This is a genomic window from Burkholderia sp. R-40 (assembly GCF_049942845.1).
GTDB lineage: Bacteria > Pseudomonadota > Gammaproteobacteria > Burkholderiales > Burkholderiaceae > Burkholderia > Burkholderia ambifaria.
In genome coordinates, this window is the sequence record NZ_CP187967.1 from 2,789,582 (window position 1) to 2,811,135 (window position 21,554).

The following is a 21,554-nucleotide window of genomic DNA, read 5'->3' on the forward strand; positions in this document are numbered from 1 at the left end:
CGAAAAACGCCCCGGGCGACCGGGGCGTTTTTATTGTCGGCGAAGCGGCGAGCCGTGAAGCCCGCCGCGTCGGCGGCTGCCGTTGCCGTCACGCGCGCATGGGCGCGGCCGGCGTCAGGCGACTGCGTCGACGATGGCGTTCAGCGTTGCGCTCGGGCGCATCGCCTGGCTCGTCAGCTCGACGTTCGGACGGTAGTAGCCGCCGATCGCCTGCGCGGTGCCCTGCGCGGCCGACAGTTCTTCCAGGATGCGCGCTTCGCTGGCGGCCAGCGACTTCGCGACGCCTTCGAACTGCGCCTTCAGCGCGGCATCGTCGGTCTGCTCGGCCAGCGCCTGCGCCCAGTACAGGCACAGGTAGAAGTGGCTGCCGCGGTTGTCGAGACCGCCGACCTTGCGTGCAGGCGACTTGTTCTCGTCCAGGAACTTGCCGGTCGCCTGGTCGAGCGTCTTCGCGAGCACGAGCGCCTTCGGGTTCTGGTAAGCGTGGCCGAGGTGTTCGAGCGACGCGGCCAGCGCGAGGAATTCGCCGAGCGAATCCCAACGCAGGAAGCCTTCCTCGACGAACTGCTGCACGTGCTTCGGTGCCGAGCCGCCTGCGCCCGTTTCGAACATCCCGCCGCCGGCCATCAGCGGCACGATCGACAGCATCTTCGCGCTGGTGCCGAGTTCCATGATCGGGAACAGGTCGGTCAGGTAGTCGCGCAGCACGTTGCCCGTGACCGAGATCGTGTCCTTGCCCGCGCGGATGCGCTCGAGCGAGAAACGCGTCGCGTCGACCGGCGTCATGATGCGGATGTCGAGGCCGTTCGTGTCGTGATCCTTCAGATAGCGTTCGACCTTCGCGATGATCTGCGCGTCGTGCGCACGGGCCGGGTCAAGCCAGAACACGGCCGGCGCGCCGGTCGCGCGGGCACGGTTCACCGCGAGCTTGACCCAGTCCTGCACCGGTGCGTCCTTCGTCTGGCACATGCGCCAGATGTCGCCCGACTCGACCGCGTGCTCGAGCAGCACGTTGCCGGCTTCGTCCGTGACGCGCACGACGCCATCGGCCGGGATCAGGAACGTCTTGTCGTGCGAACCGTATTCCTCGGCCGCCTGCGCCATCAGGCCGACGTTCGGCACGCTGCCCATCGTGACCGGGTCGAATGCGCCGTGCTGCTTGCAGTCTTCGATCACGGCCTGGTAGACGCCCGCGTAGCAGCGGTCCGGAATCACGGCCTTCGCGTCGGACAGTTCGCCGTCCGGGCCCCACATGCCGCCCGAGTCGCGGATCATCGCCGGCATCGATGCGTCGACGATCACGTCGCTCGGCACGTGCAGGTTCGTGATGCCCTTGTCGGAGTTGACCATCGCGAGACGCGGGCGCACCGCGTACTCGGCCTTGACGTCGGCTTCGATCGCTTCGCGCGTGTCGGCCGGCAGGTCCTTCAGGCGCGCGTACAGGTCGCCGATCCCGTTGTTCGGGTTGAAGCCGAGTTTCGCGAGCACGTCCGCGTGCTTGGTGAGCGCGTCGCTGTAGAACACCGACACGAAGTGACCGAACAGGATCGGGTCCGAGACCTTCATCATGGTCGCCTTCAGGTGCACCGAGAACAGCACGTCCTGCGCCTTCGCGTCCGCGATCTGTGCTTCGATGAAGCTGCGCAGCGCCTTGCGGCTCATCACCGATGCGTCGATGACTTCATCGGCCTTCACGGCCGTCTTTACCTTCAGCACCTTCTTCACGCCGTCGGTCGTCGTGAGTTCGATCTTCACGCTGCCGGCCGCGGCGATCAGCGCCGACTTTTCGCTGCCGTAGAAGTCGCCTTCGGTCATGTGCGCGACGTGCGCCTTCGACGTGGCCTTCCATGCGCCCATCTTGTGCGGGTGCTTGCGTGCGTAGTTCTTCACCGACAGCGGCGCGCGGCGATCCGAGTTGCCCTCGCGCAGCACCGGGTTCACCGCGCTGCCCTTGATCTTGTCGTAGCGGGCCTTGACCGCCTTCTCTTCGTCGGTCGACGGATCTTCCGGATACGCCGGCAGCTTGTAGCCCTGCGCCTGCAGTTCGGCGATCGCGGCCTTGAGCTGCGGCACCGATGCGCTGATGTTCGGCAGCTTGATGATGTTCGCTTCCGGCTTCAGCGTGAGCTGGCCCAGTTCGGCCAGATCGTCGGAACCCTTCTGCTGCGGCGGCAGGACGTCGGCGAATGCCGCGATGATGCGGCCGGCGAGCGAGATGTCGCGCGTTTCGACGGCGACGCCGGACGAGCGCGTGAAGGCCTTGACGATCGGCAGCAGCGAATAGGTCGCGAGCGCGGGCGCTTCGTCGGTGAGGGTGTAGATGATCTTGGGCGAAGTGGACATGGTGGTCAAAGCGTTGCTACGTGAATGTTGGACTGAGGAGCGCCGGCGATAACCGGCGGTGAGCGACCGGGTGGGTCGCGAAAGGAGCGCGCCGGCTCAGCCGGGCGGTGATGTTGCGAGGGCCGTCATGTTCTACCTTGCAGGGCATGCGGGCCGCAGCGCGGCGCCGCGGCCCGCACGCCGGACCGCCCTGCCAACAAACCTGCCATCCACGAAACGCCCCGGCGCCGGCAGTAGGCGCCGGGGCGGCCGGCGATCCGCCGGCCCACCCCGGAAGGGGTCTTACATGTTCTCGATCAGCACTTCGCCGAAGCCGGAGCACGACACCTGCGTCGCACCTTCCATCAGGCGCGCGAAGTCGTACGTGACGCGCTTCTGCAGGATCGACTTTTCCATCGCGGCGATGATCGTGTCGGCCGCTTCCGTCCAGCCGAGGTGGCGCAGCATCATTTCCGCCGACAGGATCTCCGAACCGGGGTTCACGTAATCCTTGCCCGCGTACTTCGGCGCCGTGCCGTGCGTCGCCTCGAACATCGCGACCGAATCCGACAGGTTCGCGCCCGGCGCGATCCCGATGCCGCCGACCTGCGCGGCCAGTGCGTCGGAGATGTAGTCGCCGTTCAGGTTCAGCGTCGCGATCACGTCGTATTCGGCCGGACGCAGCAGGATCTGCTGCAGGAATGCATCGGCGATCGAATCCTTGATGACGATCTCGTTGCCCGTCTTCGGGTTCTTCACGCGCATCCACGGGCCGCCGTCGATCAGCTCGCCGCCGAATTCCTTCTGCGCGAGCGCGTAGCCGGCGTCACGGAACAGACCTTCCGTGAACTTCATGATGTTGCCCTTGTGAACCAGCGTGACCGACTTGCGATCGTTGTCGATCGCATACTGGATCGCCTTGCGCACGAGACGCTCGGTGCCTTCGGTCGACACGGGCTTGACGCCGATCCCCGAGGTTTCCGGGAAGCGGATCTTCTTCACGCCCATCTCGTCCTGCAGGAACTTGATCACCTTCTTCGCCTGCTCGGAGCCCGCGGCCCATTCGATGCCCGCGTAGATGTCTTCCGAGTTCTCGCGGAAGATCACCATGTCGATCTTTTGCGGCTCGCGCACCGGCGACGGCACGCCCTTGAAATACTGGACCGGGCGCAGGCACACGTACAGGTCGAGTTCCTGGCGCAGCGCGACGTTCAGCGAACGGATGCCGCCGCCGACCGGGGTCGTGAGCGGCCCCTTGATCGACACCACGTATTCCTTCAGCACCTGCAGCGTTTCGTCCGGCAGCCACACGTCCGGACCGTACACCTTCGTCGCCTTCTCGCCCGCGAAGATCTCCATCCAGTGGATCTTGCGCTTGCCCTTGTAGGCATGGGCCACCGCCGCGTCGACGACCTTGATCATGACCGGCGTGATATCGAAGCCCGTACCGTCGCCTTCGATATAGGGAATGATCGGCTGATCGGAAACGTTGAGCGAGTAGTCCTTGTTGACGGTGATCTTGTCACCGCCCTCCGGAACCTTGATGTGCTGATACGGCATGATCGACTCCAGTGACGTGGCTGAGCAGGTGATGCTGGTCGAAACTGCGCGCGTGGCGAGGTGGCCTTGCCCCCTTCGTGACGGCAACAGCGAGCCGCTATTCTAGCGCCCCAATCGGGGCCGGCGGCACGAAGCGCGACGCTGCGTATCAAGTCTTCCCTTATGTCTTATATAAGACAGATGACTTGCCGTTCCGTATTATGCATTAAGATTCCGCCATTTGCCATAGACCGCCGGCCCGCCTTCCCGCGGCACGCCGCGCGGGCGCCCCGCCATGACCCTGATCGCCCTCAACAAGCCGTTCGGCACGATTTGCCAGTTTTCCGCGCACGAGACGCGGCCATCGCTCGGCGACTGGGTAAAAACGCCCGGCGTCTACCCGGCCGGCCGGCTCGACGCGGACAGCGAGGGCCTGCTGCTGCTCACCGACGACGGCGCGCTGCAGGCGCGCATCGCGGAGCCGCGCCACAAGCTCGTCAAGCGCTACTGGGCGCAGGTCGACGGCGCGCCGGGCCCTGCCGACCTGAAGGCGCTCGCGCGCGGCGTCGATCTCGGCGACTACGTGACGCGCCCGTGCCGCGCCGAATTCATCGAGCCGCCCGATGCGCTGTGGCCGCGCAACCCGCCGATCCGCTACCGCGCCGCGATCCCGACCACGTGGATCGAACTGGCGATCACCGAAGGCAAGAATCGGCAGGTGCGCCGGATGACGGCCGCGATCGGCTTCCCGACGTTGCGTCTCGTGCGCGTGGGCATCGGCGCGCTGGACATATTCGCGCTCGGCATTGCGCCAGGCGAAACAATCGCGCTGCCGCCGCGCGCCCCGTGGGACGGTTTTGCCCGCGACGCATGAGTGCGTCGGCAACTTTCGATTTTTTCGTCATCTTTTTCGTCAACCGCCGGCGAAGATCGCGCGTTAAACCACGCAGATGCCATCCTGAGCTATCCGGCATTGGCAGCCGAACCGGTATTTCCGTGTTTGCGTCACGAAAGCGACGTTTTCTTCGAATACGATTCGGCGCCCGCAGCGCAATGAGAAATTTCTCGAAGCGTCTGTCAACCGAAAGGTGGATGGCACCGTTAGACGACATGACTCCTATGCCGGGTCATTTGGTTAATTAACTAAAGCTGAGGAACACAACATGAACAAACTGATCGCCGCTCTGGTCGCTGGTCTCTTCGCAACGGCTGCTTTCGCACAAGCTTCGGCTCCGGAAGCTGCTTCGGCTGCTGCTCCGGCAGCTGCTTCGGCACCGGCAAAGCACACGGCCAAGAAGCACCACGCAAAGAAGAAGCACCACGCAGCGAAGAAGGCAGCTAGCGAAGCCGAAGCGCCGGCAGCTGCTTCGAACTAAGCAAGCTGGTTGTAATAACGCAGTCAAGAACACGCAGTCTTGCCGTTCTTACGGCGTTGAAAGGCAGATCACCGCGAGGCGATCTGCCTTTTTCTTTTTGTGCCCGCCGGCGCGCTTCGCGTACCATGCGGGTCTCGTTTTCCCGATAGGAGCCTTGCTGTGCGATTCTCCCTGCGCTCGTCGCTCGGCCGCCTTGCGCGCGCCGCCGTGTTCCCCGCCGCGCTCGCCGTCCTCGCACTCGGCGTGCACACCGCCCACGCGCAAATGCCGCCGGGCGCCAAGCAGCCGAGCGAGTTCCCGCACGTGAAGCTGCGCGCCGGCATGTACGTGATCGACGCGGCCGTCGCCGCGAACGACGCCGACCGCGAACAGGGGCTGATGTACCGGTCGCAGCTCGGGCCGAACGAAGGCATGCTGTTCGTGTTCAACGAGAACGCCGTGCACTGCTTCTGGATGAAGAACACGCTGATTCCGCTGTCGATCGCGTTCATCCGCGCGGACGGCACGATTACCGACATCGACGAGATGCGGGCCGAGACGACCGACAACCACTGCCCGCGCAACAACGGCGTCTATGCGCTCGAAATGAGCAAGGGCTGGTTCGCCGCGAAGGGCATCAAGCCGGGCATGAAGCTCGACGGGCTGCCCAAGCCCCAGTAACGGCGAGTGCCGCGGCGCCGCCGCGCATCGACCGAAGCCGGCCGCCCGTTGCGCGCCGGCTTTTTTTTCGCGCGCCGGCGGCGCCCGCCTTGATTCGGCCGACGCTGGCCGCATCTGCAAAAGCCACGGACAAGCGCTATCCTTTAAATCTCGCTTGTTCCAATCCGGACCGGCCCAGCCGGCCCGCTTACGATCCGAACCACCAGGAGGTTCACGTGCCCCGCAAAACCCCCATCGAGCGCTATCGCAACATCGGGATCAGCGCTCACATCGATGCCGGCAAGACCACGACGACCGAGCGCATCCTGTTTTACACCGGCGTGAGCCACAAGATCGGCGAAGTGCACGATGGCGCGGCCACGATGGACTGGATGGAGCAGGAGCAGGAACGCGGCATCACGATCACGTCGGCCGCGACCACGGCCTTCTGGAAGGGCATGGCCGGCAACTATCCGGAACACCGGATCAACATCATCGACACCCCCGGGCACGTCGACTTCACGATCGAGGTCGAACGCTCGATGCGCGTGCTCGACGGCGCGTGCATGGTCTACGACTCGGTCGGCGGCGTGCAGCCGCAGTCCGAAACCGTGTGGCGCCAGGCGAACAAGTACAAGGTGCCGCGCATCGCGTTCGTCAACAAGATGGACCGCGTCGGCGCGGACTTCTTCCGCGTGCAGCGCCAGATCGGCGAGCGCCTGAAGGGCGTCGCGGTGCCGATCCAGATTCCGATCGGCGCGGAAGAGCATTTCCAGGGCGTCGTCGATCTCGTCAAGATGAAGGCGATCGTCTGGGACGACGAAAGCCAGGGCGTGAAGTTTTCCTACGAGGAGATCCCGGCGAATCTCGTCGAGCTCGCGCACGAATGGCGCGGGAAGATGGTCGAGGCCGCCGCGGAAGCCAGCGAGGAACTGCTCGAGAAGTACCTGCACGACCATGAGTCGCTGACCGAGGACGAGATCAAGGCCGCGCTGCGCCAGCGCACGATCGCGAACGAGATCGTGCCGATGCTGTGCGGCAGCGCGTTCAAGAACAAGGGTGTGCAGGCGATGCTCGACGCGGTGATCGATTACCTGCCGTCGCCGGTCGACGTGCCGGCCATCCTCGGCCACGACTTCGCCGATCCGGAAAAACCGGCGGAACGCCACCCGAGCGACGACGAGCCGTTCTCGTCGCTCGCGTTCAAGATCATGACCGACCCGTTCGTCGGCCAGCTGATCTTCTTCCGCGTGTATTCGGGCGTCGTCAATTCGGGCGACACGGTGCTGAACGCGACGAAGGACAAGAAGGAGCGGCTCGGCCGGATCCTGCAGATGCACGCGAACGAGCGCAAGGAAATCAAGGAAGTGCGCGCGGGCGACATCGCGGCGGCGGTCGGCCTGAAGGAAGCGACGACAGGCGACACGCTGTGCGATCCGACCAAGCCGATCATCCTCGAGAAGATGGAATTCCCGGAGCCGGTGATCTCGCAGGCCGTCGAGCCGAAGACGAAGGCCGACCAGGAGAAGATGGGCCTGGCGCTGAACCGTCTCGCGCAGGAGGATCCGTCGTTCCGCGTGCAGACCGACGAGGAATCCGGCCAGACCATCATCTCGGGGATGGGCGAGCTGCACCTCGAAATCCTGGTCGACCGGATGAAGCGCGAGTTCGGCGTCGAGGCCACGGTCGGCAAGCCGCAGGTCGCGTACCGCGAAACGGTGCGCACGACGGCGTCCGACGTCGAAGGCAAGTTCGTCAAGCAGTCGGGCGGGCGCGGCCAGTACGGGCATGCGGTGATTACGCTCGAGCCGAACCCCGGCAAGGGCTACGAGTTCCTCGATGAGATCAAGGGCGGCGTGATTCCGCGCGAATTCATCCCGGCCGTCGACAAGGGCATCACCGAAACGCTGAAGAGCGGCGTGCTCGCTGGCTACCCGGTCGTCGACGTGAAGGTGCACCTGACGTTCGGCTCGTACCACGACGTCGACTCGAACGAAAACGCGTTCCGGATGGCCGGCTCGATGGCGTTCAAGGAAGCGATGCGCCGTGCGAAGCCCGTGCTGCTCGAGCCGATGATGGCCGTCGAGGTCGAGACGCCCGAGGATTTCATGGGCAACGTGATGGGCGACCTGTCGAGCCGGCGCGGCATCGTGCAGGGGATGGAGGACATCGCGGGCGGCGGCGGCAAGCTCGTGCGCGCCGAAGTGCCGCTTGCCGAGATGTTCGGCTATTCGACGTCGCTGCGCTCGGCCACGCAAGGCCGTGCGACGTACACGATGGAGTTCAAGCAGTACGCTGAAACGCCGGCGAACGTGTCGGAAGGCGTGATCAACGCGAAAGTGAAGTAAGCGCCGGGCGCACGCGCCCGACGGCAAGCCGAAGGCCCGTCCGGTTCCGGACGGGCCTTTTTTCGTCCGTCGAGCGCGCCGATGCGCGCGGCCGCCGACGTTTTCGATCGGCACGCCAGGCATTTTTTGCACATGCCACAATGGATCGCGATTCGTCCGATGGAACCTTCCCCATGCCGCCCACCCCTGCCCTGCGCCGCCTGCTGACGCTGTATGCGGGCCTGATCGTCGCCAACATCGCCGTCTGGCTGTGGGCGTTCGCGGTGCTGCGCGACCATCCGCTGCTGCTCGGCACCGCGGCGATCGCGTACGGGCTCGGGCTGCGTCACGCGGTCGACGCCGATCACATCGCAGCGATCGACGTCGCGACGCGCAAGCTGATGCAGGACGGCCAGCGTCCGGTGACCGTCGGCCTGTTCTTCTCGCTCGGCCACTCGACGATCGTGATTGCCGCGACGCTCGGCATCGCGCTGACCGCGTTCGCGCTGCGCGACCGTTTCGACGCATTCCGCGAGATTGGCGGCACGATCGGCACGGCGGTGTCCGCGACGTTCCTGCTCGTGCTCGCATGCATGAACCTGGTGATCCTGCGCGGCGTGTGGCGGCGCTATCGCGGCGCGCCGGACCATGCCCATGGCGGCGCGCACACGCATCGGGCGGGCGGCCTCGTGTCGCGGCTGCTGCGCCCGCTGTTCCGGTTCGTGTCGAAAAGCTGGCACATGTATCCGGTCGGCGTGCTGTTCGGCCTCGGTTTCGATACTGCAACCGAAATCGCGCTGCTCGCGATCGCGGCCGCGCAGGCGAGCCACGCGCTGCCGCTCTATACGGTCATGCTGTTTCCCGCGCTGTTCGCGGCCGGCATGACGCTGATCGACTCGACCGACAACGTGCTGATGATTCATGCGTACGGTTGGGCGATGGACGACCCGCAGCGCAAGCTGCTCTATAACGCGAGCATCACGCTGCTGTCGGCGGTCGTCGCGCTGGCCGTCGGCGGGATCGAGGCCGCCGGCCTGCTCGCCGACAAACTGTCGCTGACGGGCCCCGTACGCGATGCGCTCGATACGCTCGGCGAACACTTCGGCGCGATCGGCTATGGCATCGTCGCGCTGTTCCTCGTCGGCTGGATCGCGTCGATCCTCTGCCATCGCTGGCCGCGCGCTGCCGATCCAACGGCGCGCTGATCTGGTCAGACGTTTCATTCCAGAAACAAAATGCGCCCGACAGCGTTTCACGCGCTGTCGGGCAACGAGTGCACGCCTTGCGCCACGGGCATAGCCGGCCGGTGGCACGAATCTCGCAGATAGGGATTCGCACGGCGGGCCCGCGTGCCGATCCGTGTTCGCGACTGCCCTCGGGCGCCAGCGCGACACGCATCGGCCGCCGATACGACATTGCATCGTTGCTGGTCCCCTGCATCACACGTTGACGGTCGCGCGTGACGAGGCATCGCGCCCATCGGGGAGATCAATGATGAGCAGAACGAAACAATTGTCCCGCACGGCGGGCCGGCGCTTTCACACCACCCTGCTGGCCGCAGCCGCGTTTGCTTGCTGCTGTTCGTACGCCAGTGCGCAGGACGCGACGCCCGGCGCCGCGCCCGACGCGATTGCGGGCGCGGACCCCGTGATGATGCTGGTCGAGGATGCGGCGTCCTGCGCCGCCAATCCGGCTGCATGCGCGGTACACGTCTATGCCGGCCGCGGCGCGGCAGGCAGCGGTGCCGGCAATACCACTGGCGGTGGCAGTCCGGGTAATGGCGGAAGCGGCGCGGTCGGGCCCGCGGGGGTCAGTGGTTCCACGGGATCAACATCCGGCGGTATGAATGGCACAGGCAGTGGCGGGACTGCGTCCGGCAACGGAGGTAAGGGTGATGGGTCTTCTGGTGGCGGCACTTCGGGTAACGGCGCTTCGGGTGGTGGTACTTCTGGTAGTGGCACTTCTGGTAGTGGCACTTCTGGCGGCGGCACTTCTGGTGGCGGTACTTCGGGTGGCGGTACTTCGGGCGGTGGCACTTCCGGCGGCGGCACTTCGGGTGGCGGCACTTCGGGTGGCGGTACCTCGGGCGGCGGTACCTCGGGCGGCGGTACCTCGGGTGGCGGTACTTCGGGCGGCGGCACTTCGGGTGGCGGCACTTCGGGTGGCGGTACCTCGGGTGGCGGTACCTCGGGTGGCGGTACCTCGGGTGGCGGCACCTCGGGTGGCGGCACTTCGGGTGGTCATGGTGGTCACGGCGGTGGTGGTCATGGCGACGGTGGCGGCAATGGTGGTGGAAATGGCGTAGGTAACGGTGGCGGTCACGGCGGCGGCGGCGGCGGCGGCGGTGGCGGCGGTGGCGGCGGTGGCGGCGGTGGCGGCGGTGGCGGCGGTGGCGGGGGCGGCGGTGGCGGCGGTGGTCACGGCGGTGGTCACGGCGGTGGTCACGGCGGCGGCAACGGCGGCGGTCACGGTGGCGGCAACGGCGGCGGCAGCGGTGGCGGCAGCGGTGGCGGTCACGGCGGCGGCAATGGCGGCGGTCACGGCGGCGGCAACGGTGGCGGCGGCAACGGTGGCGGCAGCGGCGGTGGCGGCGGTGGCGGCAGCGGCGGTGGCGGCGGCGGCGGCGGCGGCGGCAGCGGCGGCGGCGGCAGCGGCGGCAGCGGCGGCAGCGGCGGTAGCGGCGGTAGCGGCGGTAGCGGCGGTAGCGGCGGTAGCGGCGGCAGCGGCGGCGCCGGCGGCAGCGGCGGCAGCGGCGGCAGCGGCGGCGCCGGCGGCAGCGGTGGCCAAGGTAACGGCGGCGGCAGCACCGGCGGTCACGGAATCGGTGGCCACGGCAATGGCGGTGGCAACGGTAATGGCAACGGCAATGGTGGCGCCGGCAGCGGCGGCGCCAACGGTGTCGGCAACGGCAGTGGCGGCGGCGGCAGCGGTGGATCGGCCGGTGGCCATGGCCACTGACCGACGCATCGCCTGAGCAGTGCCGTCAGAGCATTTCGAGCGCGCGCTTGCTGCGCGGCGGACGGAAATAACCGTCGATCTGCGCGCGCTCGTCATCGCTCAACACGAGGTCGAGCGCCGCACGATTGTCGCGCACGTGCTCGATCCGCGAAGCCTTCGGAATCGCGAACACACCCGGTTGCGCGAGCACCCACGCAAGCGCGACACGCGTCACCGACACGCCGCGCTGCCGCGCGATCTCGTCGAGCGGCGAGCGCTTCGGCAGCCGCCCGTGATCGACCGGGCTGTAGGCCATCGCGGGTATCCGGTGGTCGGCGAGCCACGGCAGCAGGTCGAATTCCGGACCGCGCCGCGCGATGTTGTAGAGGATCTGGTTGGTCGCGCACGCGCCACCGCCCGCCTCGTCGACGAGCTCGGCCATGTCGGCCGTATCGAAGTTGCTGACGCCCCAGTGCCGGATCTTGCCCGCGCGCCGCAACGCATCGAACCCCTCCACGGTCTCCTCGAGCGGCACCGAACCGCGCCAGTGCAGCAGGTACAGGTCGAGATGATCGGTACGCAAACGTTCGAGGCTCGCCTCGCACGCGGCGACGACGCCGCGTCGGCTCGCATGATGCGGGTACACCTTGCTGACGAGGAACACGTCGTCGCGCAGGCCGGCCAGCGCGTCGCCGACGAGTTCCTCGGTCGCGCCGTCGCCATACATCTCGGCGGTGTCGACCAGCGTCATCCCGAGCGCGATACCCTCGCGCAATGCGGCGATCTCGTCGGCGCGGCGCGCGGGGCGCTCGCCCATTTCCCAGGTGCCCAGGCCGAGCTTCGGAATCGTCTCGCCGTCCGGCAGGACGACCGTGGCGATCGTGTCTGTCATGCGTTCCTCGCTGCGGTTCGTGGCCGCGCACCGCGGCCGAAGCATCGAATACGACGCATCAGTGTAGTCAATCGGTGCGGCCTTCACGTATTACACGGCAAAAACCGGCTATAACGGCGCCGCATGATGACTTAGAATGGCCGGCAACCTGATCGATACCCATTCCATGAAGTCACCCACGGACGACCGCTGGCAGGACCTGCGCCCCGACCCCGACAACGACACGCCGCTCTATCTGCAGCTCGCCCGCAAGCTCGGCGACGCGATCCACGACAATCGCTGGGCGGCCGGCGAGGCGCTACCGTCCGAGCGCGTGCTGTCCGAGGCGCTCGGCGTGTCGCGCATCACCGCGCGCAAGGCGATCGCGCTGCTCGTCGAGCAGGGCCTGATCCGCCGCACGCAGGGCGCCGGCAATTTCATCCAGCCGCGTTACGAGGATCCGCTGTCGCGGTTGTCGAGCTTCAGCGAGATGCTGGAGCGCCGCGGCTTCAAGCCGAGCTCGCAATGGCTCGAGCGCGAAATCCAGCCGGCGAACCGCGACGAAGTGATTCAGCTCGGGCTGTCGCCGGCCGCATCCGTTACACGGCTGAAGCGCCTGCGCCTCGCCGACGGCATCGTGATGGCCGTCGAGAACTCGACATTCCCCGCCACGCTGATTCCTGATCCGCAGGCGATCGGCGGTTCGCTGTACAGCTATCTCGAAGCGCGCGGCACGCCGATCGTGCGCGCGCTGCAGCATTTCCGCGCAGTCAACGCGACCGACGAGATCGCGCAACAGATGGGCATCGCGCCGCACGATGCGCTGCTGCTGATCACGCGGATCGGCTATACGGCCGACCAGCGCGCGATCGAGCTCACCGATACCTACTGCCGCAACGACTACTACGACTTCGTCGTCGAGCTGCGCAAGTAACGGGCACGGCGCAGCCGGCGCTTACAGCCAGCGCGCGTCGTCCGTGCCGAGCGGAACGGGCGGCCGGGCGAAGCGCGGCGGCGTCGCCGACAGGCGTTCGGCCGGGCGCACCGCATCGATCGTGCCGAACGGCGACGCGCTCCGGTCGATCCGGTCGCGCACGTCGTCAGGCGTGAACTCCGCCGCGTGCAGACCGTCCGGCACCACGCCGAACGATTGCAGCCAGCGACCCGTCTGCGCGAGCGACAACCGCACGTGCCAGCTTCCCCCTTCCGTCGCCCGCCGCGCGAGCGCGATCATCGCGCCGAACGCCGCCAGATAACCCGTCGCATGATCGAGCGCCTGGCACGGCAGATGGCGCGGGCCGTCCGCGTGCGCGGCGCGCTGCTCGCTCCACGCAATGCCGCTCGCCGACTGCACGAGGCTGTCGAAGCCGCGCCGCATCGACCACGGCCCCGCGTGTCCGTAAGCGGATACCGACACGCAGACGATGCCCGGCCGCAGTTCCGCGAGCGCCTGCGGCGAGAACCCGCGCGCCGCGAGCGCGCCCGGGCGATAGGCTTGCAGGAATACGTCGGCGTGGCGTGCGAGATCGCGTAGCGCGGCGACGCCCGCCGGCTCGCGCAGATCGATCCACGTCGAGCGCTTGCCGCGCCCGTTGTCGATCACGAGCGACGCGATGTTCGGCAGGTGCGGGCCGTTGACGAGCAGCGTTTGCGCGCCGTGCGACGCGAGCGTGCGGCCCGCGACCGGCCCCGCGATGATGCGCGTGAGATCGAGCACGCGCACGCCCGCTAGCGGCTGGTCGGGCTCGCCGCGACCGATCGCCTCGACAGGCGCCTCGCCGATCCGCTCGATCTCGAACAGCGGCAGCGACGCGAGCGCGCGCGCCTGGTCGTGCGAAGCCCATTCGTCAGGGGTTCTGATCAATGCCGCGCACAGGCCGGCCTCGGCCAGCGCGGTATCGAGCGCCGCGCCGTCCCATGTGCGGATCGCCGCGGCAACGTCGTCGCGCTGCGGGCCGCAGCCGAGCACGTCGAGAATTCCGTGCAGGTGATGGGGAAAGTTCGCATGCAGCTGGATCCAGCGTCCGTCGCGCGTGTCGTAGAAGCCCGTCACCGGATGACGCAGCTCCGGCGGCGGCCCATCGTCCACGCGCAGGTAGCGTTCGCTGCGGAACGCGACGAGCGCGTCGCGCATCGACACGTCGACGCGCTGCGCGACACCCGTGCGCAGCCGGTGACATTCGGCCGCCGCGAGGCCGGCTGCCGCGATGGTCGCCGCGGCCAGCGTGCCGACGTGGAACGTCGACGGCAGCGTCGGGTCCTGCCCCGTCACGGCCGCGCGGGCCAGCGCGTCAGGCGCGCCGTGCGCGAGTTGCCACAAACGGGTCAATGCGAGTTCGGGTGTCATGGTGTAAGCGCGCCGTTGAGGAGACTCAATCGAGTCTAGAATTCGCGACGAGTGCGATCAATCTTGATTGCGCGAATCAATGCATAACGAATAGTTGTAGCCGGGCCGCGTTTCATGCGCCCCGACAGGAGCGATCCGCATGACGTCCCTCAGCGCGCCGGAAGCCGCCGGCATCCTCGGTGTCAGCATGAGCACCCTTTATGCGTATGTGAGCCGCGGGCTGCTGCGTTCGCTGCCCGATGGCGCGAGCAAGCGCCGCCGCTACGACGCGGACGAGGTGCGCCTGCTCGCGCGCCGCCGCGCCGATGCGAAACGCGCGGGCGGCGTCGCCGAACGCTCGCTCGACTGGGGCGTGCCCGTGCTCGAATCGCGGATCACGCAGATCGCCGACGGCCGCCTGCACTACCGCGGCGCCGATGCGATCGCGCTCGCGAACGACGCGACGCTCGAGGAAGCGGCCGCACGTTTGTGGGATTGTCCGCCCGCGCGGCTGGCCGCCGCATCGCCGGCGTCGACCGGTTTCGACGCCGCGCAGTGGGACGACTGGGCCAGCCGCTGGGCACATCTGGCGCCGCTCGAGCGCACGCTGGTGCTGCTCCCCGCCGCGGCCGCGTCGCTGCCGCGCCTGTGGGCGCAGGGGCGCGACGCGCAGTTCGACGCGGCCACGCTGCTGCTGCGCGTGACGGCGGCCGCGCTGGCCGGCAGCACGCCGAATGACGCGCCCGTGCATCGGCAACTCGGCGCCGCGTGGCGCATCCGCCGGCGCGACGAAGCCGACCTGCTGCGCCGCGCGCTCGTGCTGTGCGCCGATCACGAGCTGAATCCGTCGACCTTTGCGGTGCGCTGCATCGCGTCGACCGGCACCCACCTGTTCGGCGCGATCGCGGGCGGGCTCGCCGCGCTGTCGGGACCGCGCCACGGCGGCGAGACGTTCCGTGCGGGCGCGCTGCTCGATGAAGCGGCGCATGCCGCCGACCTCGACCGCTATCTCGCGCTGCGCGTCGCGCACGACGAACGCGCGGACGGCGCCCGCACGGTGCTGTCGGGTTTCGCGCACCCGCTCTATCCCGACGGCGATCCGCGTGCCCGTGCGCTGCTCGACGCACTGCACGCGACGCTCCCCGACCGGGCGCCGCTCCAGATGGCTCGCGCGCTCGCCGCGCGTGTGGAAGCGGCGACCGGCCTGCGCCCGTCGATCGATTTCGCGCTCGCGGTGCTGGAGCGCACGCTTGCGCTGCCCGACGGCGCCGCGTTCACGCTGTTCGCGGCCGGCCGCACCGCGGGCTGGATCGCGCATGCGCTCGAACAGTATGCGGATGGCAAGCTGATCCGGCCTCGCGCGCGCTACGTCGGCAGCGATGCGACGGCCTGAGCGCGGCCGGCGCGCCATGCCGCAAACCGTCGCCACGCGATCGGCGTCGCGTGCACGGCCGGCGCCGCCTGCGGGCCGAACGCGAACACCGCACCGCCCGCCGCCGCGCTGATCCATACGCGCATGCCGGGCAGCAGCGAGAGCGACTCGCCGGCGCGCAGCCAATGATCGTCGGGCCGGCCCTCGACCGTCACCCACAGGTCGCCGTCCGCGACCTGCAGCGCGGTGCGATCGACGATCCGCCACCGCGCGGCCGGCTCGTTGCCGTCCATTTCGTAGAGTCGCAGTTCGCGCATGGCCGCCTCCGGGTCGCGTGGGTTCGATGACACCAGTATTCCGGACGGCGGCGACACGCGGACAGATACGCCTGCAGACACTTTCGGCTGAACTGTACCGGTCCGCCGGCGGACGGGCGTCCGCCCGCTGCCGGTACGCCCGCTGCCGGTCGCCCGGTGCCGGTACGCCCGGTTTCATGTCCTGACGGCTGGCGGGGCCCCCCATTCTGCGTGTTCCGGCGGCTTTGCCTACAATGGCGGCTGTCCCGCGCCCCCGGTCCGCCCCCATGTTCCAACCCCCGCCCGCCGCCGCTCCCGGCGAAAAGAACCTCACCGTGATGCTGTGGCTCGTCGCGACGGGCTTCTTCATGCAGACGCTCGATGCGACGATCGTCAACACGGCGCTACCGTCGATGGCCGTGAGTCTCGGCGAATCGCCACTCCGGATGCAGTCGGTCGTGATCGCGTACTCGCTGACGATGGCGGTGATGATTCCGGTTTCGGGCTGGCTCGCGGATACGTTCGGCACGCGGCGCGTGTTCTTCAGCGCGATCCTGGTGTTCTCGCTCGGCTCGCTGCTGTGCGCGAACGCGCATACGCTGCAGCAGCTCGTCGTGTTCCGCGTCGTGCAGGGGGTGGGCGGCGCGATGCTGCTGCCGGTCGGGCGGCTCGCCGTGCTGCGCACGTTCCCGGCCGAACGCTACCTGAGCGCGCTGTCGTTCGTCGCGATTCCCGGGCTGATCGGGCCGCTGATCGGGCCGACGCTCGGCGGCTGGCTCGTGAAGATCGCGTCGTGGCACTGGATCTTCCTGATCAACGTGCCCGTGGGCGTCGCCGGCTGCATCGCGACCTTCTACTCGATGCCCGACTCGCGCAATCCGGCCGTCGGCCGCTTCGACCTGAAGGGCTATCTGCTGCTGACGATCGGGATGGTCGCGATCTCGCTGTCGCTCGACGGGCTCGCCGATCTCGGCATGCAGCACGCGGCCGTGCTCGTGCTGCTGATCCTGAGCCTCGCGTGCTTCGTCGCGTACGGACTGTACGCGGTGCGCGCGCCGCAGCCGATCTTCTCGCTGGAACTGTTCAAGATCCATACGTTCAGCGTCGGCCTGCTCGGCAACCTGTTCGCGCGGATCGGCAGCGGCGCGATGCCGTACCTGATCCCGCTGCTGCTGCAGGTGAGCCTCGGCTATTCGGCGTTCGAGGCCGGGCTGATGATGCTGCCGGTCGCGGCGGCGGGGATGTTCTCGAAGCGGATCATCACGCAGCTGATCACGCGGCACGGCTACCGCAAGGTGCTGCTCGTGAACACGATCATGGTCGGCGTGATGATGGCGAGCTTCGCGCTGATGCGCGACACGGTGCCCGTCTGGGTGAAGGTCGTGCACCTCGCGCTGTTCGGCGGCTTCAACTCGATGCAGTTCACCGCGATGAACACGCTCACGCTGAAGGATCTCGGCACCGGCGGCGCAAGCAGCGGCAACAGCCTGTTCTCGCTCGTGCAGATGTTGTCGATGAGCCTCGGCGTCACCGTTGCCGGTGCGCTGCTCGCGACCTTCACCGGGATGCTGCGCACGGTGACGCCGAGCAATACGCTGCCGGCGTTCCATGCAACCTTCATCTGCGTGGGGATCATCACGGCCGCGTCGGCGTGGATCTTCGCGCAACTCGCCCCCGAAATCCGCGGCCGCGCGCAGAAGACCGACCCGTCCGAACGCGCGTGACGCCCGGCGCACGCCGGCGAGATCGCCGCGATCGCCACGGCGGCGCGGCGCGCACCATGTCGGTGCGGCCATGCTGCACCGCGCGGCAGCCGGCGGCCGCGGCGGCCCGCCGCACGGGGCACGATGCCGTGCATGCTTCTTGCTCGCCTATTCTGTAGGTAAACTGGCAGTCTCCCTTCGGCCGACATCATGAGCATGATCGACATCGATCCCCCCGGCTTCCAGCCGCCCCGCCCCGTCGCCGGTGACGACGGAAAGCGGCGCACCGTGCTGTACGGCGCGTACACCGTGTTCAGCGTGTTCCAGCCGGTTTTCTCGGTGTCGCACCGCCGCGCGATCGGCTATCACGCGTCGCTGCGCGCGCACGACGAGGAAAGCCGCCAGGTCGCGTCGCACGAGGTATTCACGCAGGCGGCGCGGCGCGGCGACCTGCTCGAGCTCGGCCGGCTCGCCGAATCGCTGCATCTCGGCAACTTCCACGCGTTCGACAGTCACGACGAATGGCTCTTCCTGAGCCTGCATCCGGCCGCGCTGATGGACACCGTCTACGGCGACGCGCTGCTCGCGAACCTGAAGGCGCTCGGCCTGCCGCCGCATCGCGTGGTGCTCGAAGTGCCCGAACAGGCGGGCGGCGAGACGCCGCGCTACGCGGCGATCGTCGACGGGTTGCGCAAGGCCGGCTTCCTGATCGCGCTCGGCGGCTTCGGCGCGAAGCATTCGAACATCGATCGCGTGTGGCACCTGCACCCGGACATCGTCACGCTCGATCGCGGCATCCTCGCGCAGGCGAGCGAGCATTCGCATCTCGAACGCGTGCTGCCCGGGCTCGTGTCGCTGCTGCACGAATCCGGCCAGCTCGTGCTGATGGGCGGCCTCGCGACCGAGCGCGACGCGCTGATCGCGCTCGAATGCGACGTCGATTTCGTGCAAGGGCAGTACTTCGCGGGGCCGAGCGTCGATCCCGTTCAGCCGCAGGCCGCCGCCGGCTGCATGGACACGCTGTCGGCCGCGTTGCGGCTGCGCGTCGCGCAACGCGAGCGCACGCAGGCCGAACGCCTCGCGCCGTACGTCGCCGCGCTGGAGGAAGCGAGCCAGAAGCTCGCCGCCGGCGAGCCGCTGATCGACGCCGCCGGCGCCGTGCTCGGCTTGCCGGAAACCGCGCGCTGCTTCCTGCTCGATGCATCGGGCCGCCAGATCGGCGACAACGTGCTCGCGCGCGGCAGCGTCTCGCAGCGGGCGAAACGCTTCCGGCCGCTGCTGCATTCGGAAGGCGCGAGCTGGGAGCGCCGCCCGTACTTCAGCCACGCGATGCGTGCGCCGGGCCGCGTGCATCTGACGCCGCCGTACCTGTCGATCAACGAGGCGCACCTGTGCGTGACCGCATCGATCGCCGCGCCGGTCGCGACCGGCATGCAGGTGCTGTGCGTCGACATCAACTGGGAAGCGGCGCTCAACCGCGAATGAGGATGCGCGCCGCGCTCATGCGGCGCCGTTGACATCGCCAGCCCGGCGCGCGATCAGCCGATGCACGCGCTTGCCGGACGACGCGCTGACGACTTCATGCTCGTCGATCACCTGCATGCCGGCGCCGAGCGCCGCACGCATGCGCGCCGAATCGAGCGGCGTGTACAAGCGGCCGCGCTCGTCGCGCAACGCACCGTGGCCGGCCACCCGCCAGCTCAGGTACACCGTGCCGCCGGGCATCAGCAATGTGGCGAGCCGTGCGGCCGCCGCGGCCGCATCGGTCTGTTCGAGGTGCATCACGACCGTTTCGCACAGTACGTTCCGGAACGCGCCGGACGGCACGCCGGCGAGCGCCGGCAGCGCGGCCAATTCGAACGTCAGCGACGGGTAACGCAAGCGCGCCTCGGCGAGGAGCGCGACGCTCGCGTCGTAGCCGCGCACGTCGAATCCTTGCGAAGCGAGCCACGCGGTGTCGCGCCCCGCGCCGCAGCCGACATGGGCCGAGGGCCCCGGCGAGAAATACTGCTCCAGCAGCGCGTACATGTCGTCGGGGGCGGCCTCGTCGAGCCAGTCCTGCGCGTATTGCGCGGCATGGGCTTCGTAGGCATCGACAGTCGGGCGATCCACCATGGCGATTGCTCCGCGTACGCGTCTGATCGGGCGACGCATCACGCATCTTAGCCGCTGCGCATCGCGCGTGGTATGGCGCGCCGCGCGTGGCGCTACGCCGCTCGCATGCCGCCCGCGCGGGTCGCATCGGCCGTCAGTTCGGCCCACAGCGCGTCGCCTCGCCAGGCCGGCCGCGATGCCGCCGTTTCCGCGTCGTGAACGAGGGCGCACAGCCGCGCGTTGACCGGCGCCGGCGCGCCGAAGCGCGCGGCCAGCCGGACGATCTCGCCGTTGATCCATTCGACTTCGGTCGCCCGACGTGCGGCGAGATCGTCGGACATCGACGAACGCGCGAGCGGATCGATCGCGAGCATCCGGCCGCCCAGCGCGCGAAACGCGGGATCGGGCAACTCGAGCACCGCGGGAATCCATGCGGCCGGCAACGGCGTGAGCCGCGCGGGCCGGATCGCGGCGCGGGCCAACACGTGCAGCGCTTCGCGCTGCGCCAGCGCGACGCAGCGCCGGTATGCGCGTTGCGAGAGTTCGTCGCGCAGCGGCAGGTTCGCGAGCGCATTGACCGCGTTGTTCAGGTTCAGCAGCAGCTTCGCCCATTGCACGGCGCGCATGTCGCGGCGCAGCGCGAGCGGCAGCCCGGCACGCGCGAACGCGCCGGTGAACGGCCGCAGCGCGGGCGACGCATCGGCCGCGAGCGCGCCGGTCGAACCCTGGTGAAACGCGCCGGGCCCGCGCTCGATCACGTTGAACGGCACCATGCCGGCCAGCACGGTCGCTTGCGGCAGCGCCTCGCCCAATACGTCGGCGTTGGAAAGGCCATTCTGGAAACTGACGACGACCGTGCCGGGCCGCAGCACGCCGGCGAGCTGCGCCGCGACGTCATGCGTCGCGGCCGACTTGACCGTGACGAGCACGAGCCGCGCGGCGGCCGCAGTGGCCGGATCGGTCGAGAACGCGACCCGGGCCGGCTCCAGCGTCGCGCGATAGCCGCGCGAGTCGGTCAAGGTCAGCCCGTTCGCCCGAATCGCGTCGCCGATGCGGGCGCGACCGACGAGCGTCACCGGCGTACCGGCCGCCGCGAGCCGGCCGCCGAGATAGCAGCCGACCGCGCCCGCGCCGAACACGCAGACGGGCGCGGCCGACGGGTCAGACATGCGAATGCGCGCCGCCGTGGACGGGCCCCGAGCGCCGCTCGACTTCGCGGCGCACGTCGCCGCGCAGGCCCGCGAAGAACGCGACTTCGGCGACGACGAACAGCGGCCCGACGATCAGGCCGACCAGGTCGTCGACGAACGCGGGCTTGCGCCCCTCGAACCAGTGCCCGACGAACTGCACGATCCAGCCGACCACGAACGCGGCGACGCCGATTGCGAGCCACTGCGCGGTGGGCAGCAGCGCGAGCGTCTGCGCGGCCCACAGGCCGAGCGCGAACAGCGCGGCCATCACCACGCCGAAGCGCAGGTCGAGGCGCAGGTAGAACACGACGGACGCCACGGCAAGCAACAGCGCGGGCGACAGCGCGACGCCTGCCAGCGTGCCGAGCGCCGGCCGCGACAGCAGCACCTCGACCGCGAACACGATCATCGGAATACCGACCAGGTGCGTCGCGATGTTGCGCGCGTCGCGATGGTAGGCCGCATACTGGGAAAGGTGGTCCTCGAGCGTCTTCATGGTGTCTCCTGAACGATCATTGAGCGCTATGATGCGCGTCACGCCCGAGAACCTCTGTCAGCTACC

At 68.5% G+C, this 21,554-nt stretch carries 18 protein-coding genes; 10 read left to right on the forward strand and 8 right to left on the reverse strand.

What is annotated here, in order from left to right:
• Positions 1-114 precede the first annotated feature (114 nt).
• Together ACP26O_RS12935 and icd are read right to left on the reverse strand one after the other, a co-directional pair.
• Complete coding sequence (locus tag ACP26O_RS12935; protein ID WP_175665088.1) at positions 115-2,343, reverse strand: NADP-dependent isocitrate dehydrogenase; 2,229 nt, start codon at positions 2,341-2,343, stop codon at positions 115-117.
• A 282-nt stretch (positions 2,344-2,625) separates the two neighbouring features.
• On the reverse strand, positions 2,626-3,882 hold the full coding sequence (icd, locus tag ACP26O_RS12940) for an NADP-dependent isocitrate dehydrogenase (RefSeq protein ID WP_006754594.1): 1,257 nt from the start codon (positions 3,880-3,882) through the stop codon (positions 2,626-2,628).
• 274 nt (positions 3,883-4,156) lie between these two features.
• Between icd and ACP26O_RS12945 the strand changes: the two genes are divergently transcribed.
• The 6 genes from ACP26O_RS12945 to ACP26O_RS12970 all read left to right on the forward strand — a co-directional run bounded on the left by ACP26O_RS12945 (position 4,157) and on the right by ACP26O_RS12970 (position 11,177).
• Positions 4,157-4,735, forward strand: coding sequence for a pseudouridine synthase (locus ACP26O_RS12945; protein WP_011657724.1), 579 nt, complete (start codon positions 4,157-4,159; stop codon positions 4,733-4,735).
• 289 nt (positions 4,736-5,024) lie between these two features.
• Complete coding sequence (locus ACP26O_RS12950) at positions 5,025-5,237, forward strand: hypothetical protein (RefSeq protein WP_082089614.1); 213 nt, start codon at positions 5,025-5,027, stop codon at positions 5,235-5,237.
• A 159-nt stretch (positions 5,238-5,396) separates the two neighbouring features.
• Positions 5,397-5,897, forward strand: coding sequence for a DUF192 domain-containing protein (locus ACP26O_RS12955; RefSeq protein ID WP_126228369.1), 501 nt, complete (start codon positions 5,397-5,399; stop codon positions 5,895-5,897).
• Between the two features lie 215 nt (positions 5,898-6,112).
• Positions 6,113-8,224, forward strand: a complete 2,112-nt coding sequence (gene fusA / locus ACP26O_RS12960; protein ID WP_011657726.1) for an elongation factor G — start codon at positions 6,113-6,115, stop codon at positions 8,222-8,224.
• A gap of 173 nt (positions 8,225-8,397) precedes the next feature.
• Positions 8,398-9,408, forward strand: coding sequence for a HoxN/HupN/NixA family nickel/cobalt transporter (locus tag ACP26O_RS12965; RefSeq protein WP_175665089.1), 1,011 nt, complete (start codon positions 8,398-8,400; stop codon positions 9,406-9,408).
• 1,106 nt (positions 9,409-10,514) lie between these two features.
• Positions 10,515-11,177: a hypothetical protein gene (locus ACP26O_RS12970; RefSeq protein ID WP_426356244.1), complete on the forward strand. Its 663-nt coding sequence runs from the start codon at positions 10,515-10,517 to the stop codon at positions 11,175-11,177.
• 9 nt (positions 11,178-11,186) lie between these two features.
• Here ACP26O_RS12970 and ACP26O_RS12975 read toward each other — a convergent pair whose 3' ends face one another.
• Positions 11,187-12,032: an aldo/keto reductase gene (locus ACP26O_RS12975; RefSeq protein ID WP_175665471.1), complete on the reverse strand. Its 846-nt coding sequence runs from the start codon at positions 12,030-12,032 to the stop codon at positions 11,187-11,189.
• Positions 12,033-12,198: 166 nt separating this feature from the next.
• Between ACP26O_RS12975 and ACP26O_RS12980 the strand changes: the two genes are divergently transcribed.
• Entirely contained in the window at positions 12,199-12,945 is a 747-nt protein-coding gene (locus ACP26O_RS12980; RefSeq protein ID WP_034177022.1) for a GntR family transcriptional regulator, read from the forward strand.
• A gap of 21 nt (positions 12,946-12,966) precedes the next feature.
• Here ACP26O_RS12980 and ACP26O_RS12985 read toward each other — a convergent pair whose 3' ends face one another.
• Complete coding sequence (locus ACP26O_RS12985) at positions 12,967-14,358, reverse strand: CoA transferase (RefSeq protein WP_175665470.1); 1,392 nt, start codon at positions 14,356-14,358, stop codon at positions 12,967-12,969.
• A 139-nt stretch (positions 14,359-14,497) separates the two neighbouring features.
• Between ACP26O_RS12985 and ACP26O_RS12990 the strand changes: the two genes are divergently transcribed.
• Positions 14,498-15,730, forward strand: coding sequence for a citrate/2-methylcitrate synthase (locus tag ACP26O_RS12990; RefSeq protein WP_175665469.1), 1,233 nt, complete (start codon positions 14,498-14,500; stop codon positions 15,728-15,730).
• Here the strand turns inward: ACP26O_RS12990 and ACP26O_RS12995 are convergent.
• Positions 15,703-16,026 (reverse strand): DUF2917 domain-containing protein, encoded by a 324-nt coding sequence (locus ACP26O_RS12995; protein WP_011657732.1) that lies wholly within the window; start codon positions 16,024-16,026, stop codon positions 15,703-15,705. The two genes, ACP26O_RS12990 and ACP26O_RS12995, sit on opposite strands and share 28 nt — an antisense overlap.
• Positions 16,027-16,292: 266 nt before the next feature.
• Here ACP26O_RS12995 and mdtD point away from each other — a divergent pair, with 266 nt between their 5' ends.
• On the forward strand, positions 16,293-17,729 hold the full coding sequence (gene mdtD, locus ACP26O_RS13000) for a multidrug transporter subunit MdtD (RefSeq protein WP_105832515.1): 1,437 nt from the start codon (positions 16,293-16,295) through the stop codon (positions 17,727-17,729).
• Positions 17,730-17,918: 189 nt separating this feature from the next.
• Complete coding sequence (locus ACP26O_RS13005) at positions 17,919-19,193, forward strand: EAL domain-containing protein (RefSeq protein ID WP_012364534.1); 1,275 nt, start codon at positions 17,919-17,921, stop codon at positions 19,191-19,193.
• 15 nt (positions 19,194-19,208) lie between these two features.
• Here the strand turns inward: ACP26O_RS13005 and ACP26O_RS13010 are convergent, their stop codons facing one another.
• The 3 genes from ACP26O_RS13010 to ACP26O_RS13020 form a co-directional block, all read right to left on the reverse strand.
• Entirely contained in the window at positions 19,209-19,823 is a 615-nt protein-coding gene (locus ACP26O_RS13010; protein WP_175665468.1) for a methyltransferase domain-containing protein, read from the reverse strand.
• A gap of 92 nt (positions 19,824-19,915) precedes the next feature.
• Positions 19,916-20,971, reverse strand: a complete 1,056-nt coding sequence (locus tag ACP26O_RS13015) for a 2-dehydropantoate 2-reductase (protein WP_175665467.1) — start codon at positions 20,969-20,971, stop codon at positions 19,916-19,918.
• A complete protein-coding gene (locus ACP26O_RS13020) occupies positions 20,964-21,488 on the reverse strand; it encodes a DUF962 domain-containing protein (protein ID WP_175665466.1) in 525 nt (174 codons plus the stop codon). Before ACP26O_RS13020 ends, ACP26O_RS13015 begins: the two co-directional genes overlap by 8 nt.
• Positions 21,489-21,554 lie beyond the last annotated feature (66 nt).

What these genes read in the sequence shown, in the direction of transcription:
- ACP26O_RS12935 (WP_175665088.1), bottom strand. Translation starts at nt 2,343, where the DNA reads ATGTCCACTTCGCCCAAGATCATCTACACCCTCACCGACGAAGCGCCC.
- icd (WP_006754594.1), bottom strand. Translation starts at nt 3,882, where the DNA reads ATGCCGTATCAGCACATCAAGGTTCCGGAGGGCGGTGACAAGATCACC.
- ACP26O_RS12945 (WP_011657724.1), top strand. Translation starts at nt 4,157, where the DNA reads ATGACCCTGATCGCCCTCAACAAGCCGTTCGGCACGATTTGCCAGTTT.
- ACP26O_RS12950 (WP_082089614.1), top strand. Translation starts at nt 5,025, where the DNA reads ATGAACAAACTGATCGCCGCTCTGGTCGCTGGTCTCTTCGCAACGGCT.
- ACP26O_RS12965 (WP_175665089.1), top strand. Translation starts at nt 8,398, where the DNA reads ATGCCGCCCACCCCTGCCCTGCGCCGCCTGCTGACGCTGTATGCGGGC.
- ACP26O_RS12975 (WP_175665471.1), bottom strand. Translation starts at nt 12,032, where the DNA reads ATGACAGACACGATCGCCACGGTCGTCCTGCCGGACGGCGAGACGATT.
- ACP26O_RS12980 (WP_034177022.1), top strand. Translation starts at nt 12,199, where the DNA reads ATGAAGTCACCCACGGACGACCGCTGGCAGGACCTGCGCCCCGACCCC.
- ACP26O_RS12985 (WP_175665470.1), bottom strand. Translation starts at nt 14,358, where the DNA reads ATGACACCCGAACTCGCATTGACCCGTTTGTGGCAACTCGCGCACGGC.
- ACP26O_RS12990 (WP_175665469.1), top strand. Translation starts at nt 14,498, where the DNA reads ATGACGTCCCTCAGCGCGCCGGAAGCCGCCGGCATCCTCGGTGTCAGC.
- ACP26O_RS12995 (WP_011657732.1), bottom strand. Translation starts at nt 16,026, where the DNA reads ATGCGCGAACTGCGACTCTACGAAATGGACGGCAACGAGCCGGCCGCG.
- mdtD (WP_105832515.1), top strand. Translation starts at nt 16,293, where the DNA reads ATGTTCCAACCCCCGCCCGCCGCCGCTCCCGGCGAAAAGAACCTCACC.
- ACP26O_RS13005 (WP_012364534.1), top strand. Translation starts at nt 17,919, where the DNA reads ATGAGCATGATCGACATCGATCCCCCCGGCTTCCAGCCGCCCCGCCCC.
- ACP26O_RS13010 (WP_175665468.1), bottom strand. Translation starts at nt 19,823, where the DNA reads ATGGTGGATCGCCCGACTGTCGATGCCTACGAAGCCCATGCCGCGCAA.
- ACP26O_RS13015 (WP_175665467.1), bottom strand. Translation starts at nt 20,971, where the DNA reads ATGTCTGACCCGTCGGCCGCGCCCGTCTGCGTGTTCGGCGCGGGCGCG.
- ACP26O_RS13020 (WP_175665466.1), bottom strand. Translation starts at nt 21,488, where the DNA reads ATGAAGACGCTCGAGGACCACCTTTCCCAGTATGCGGCCTACCATCGC.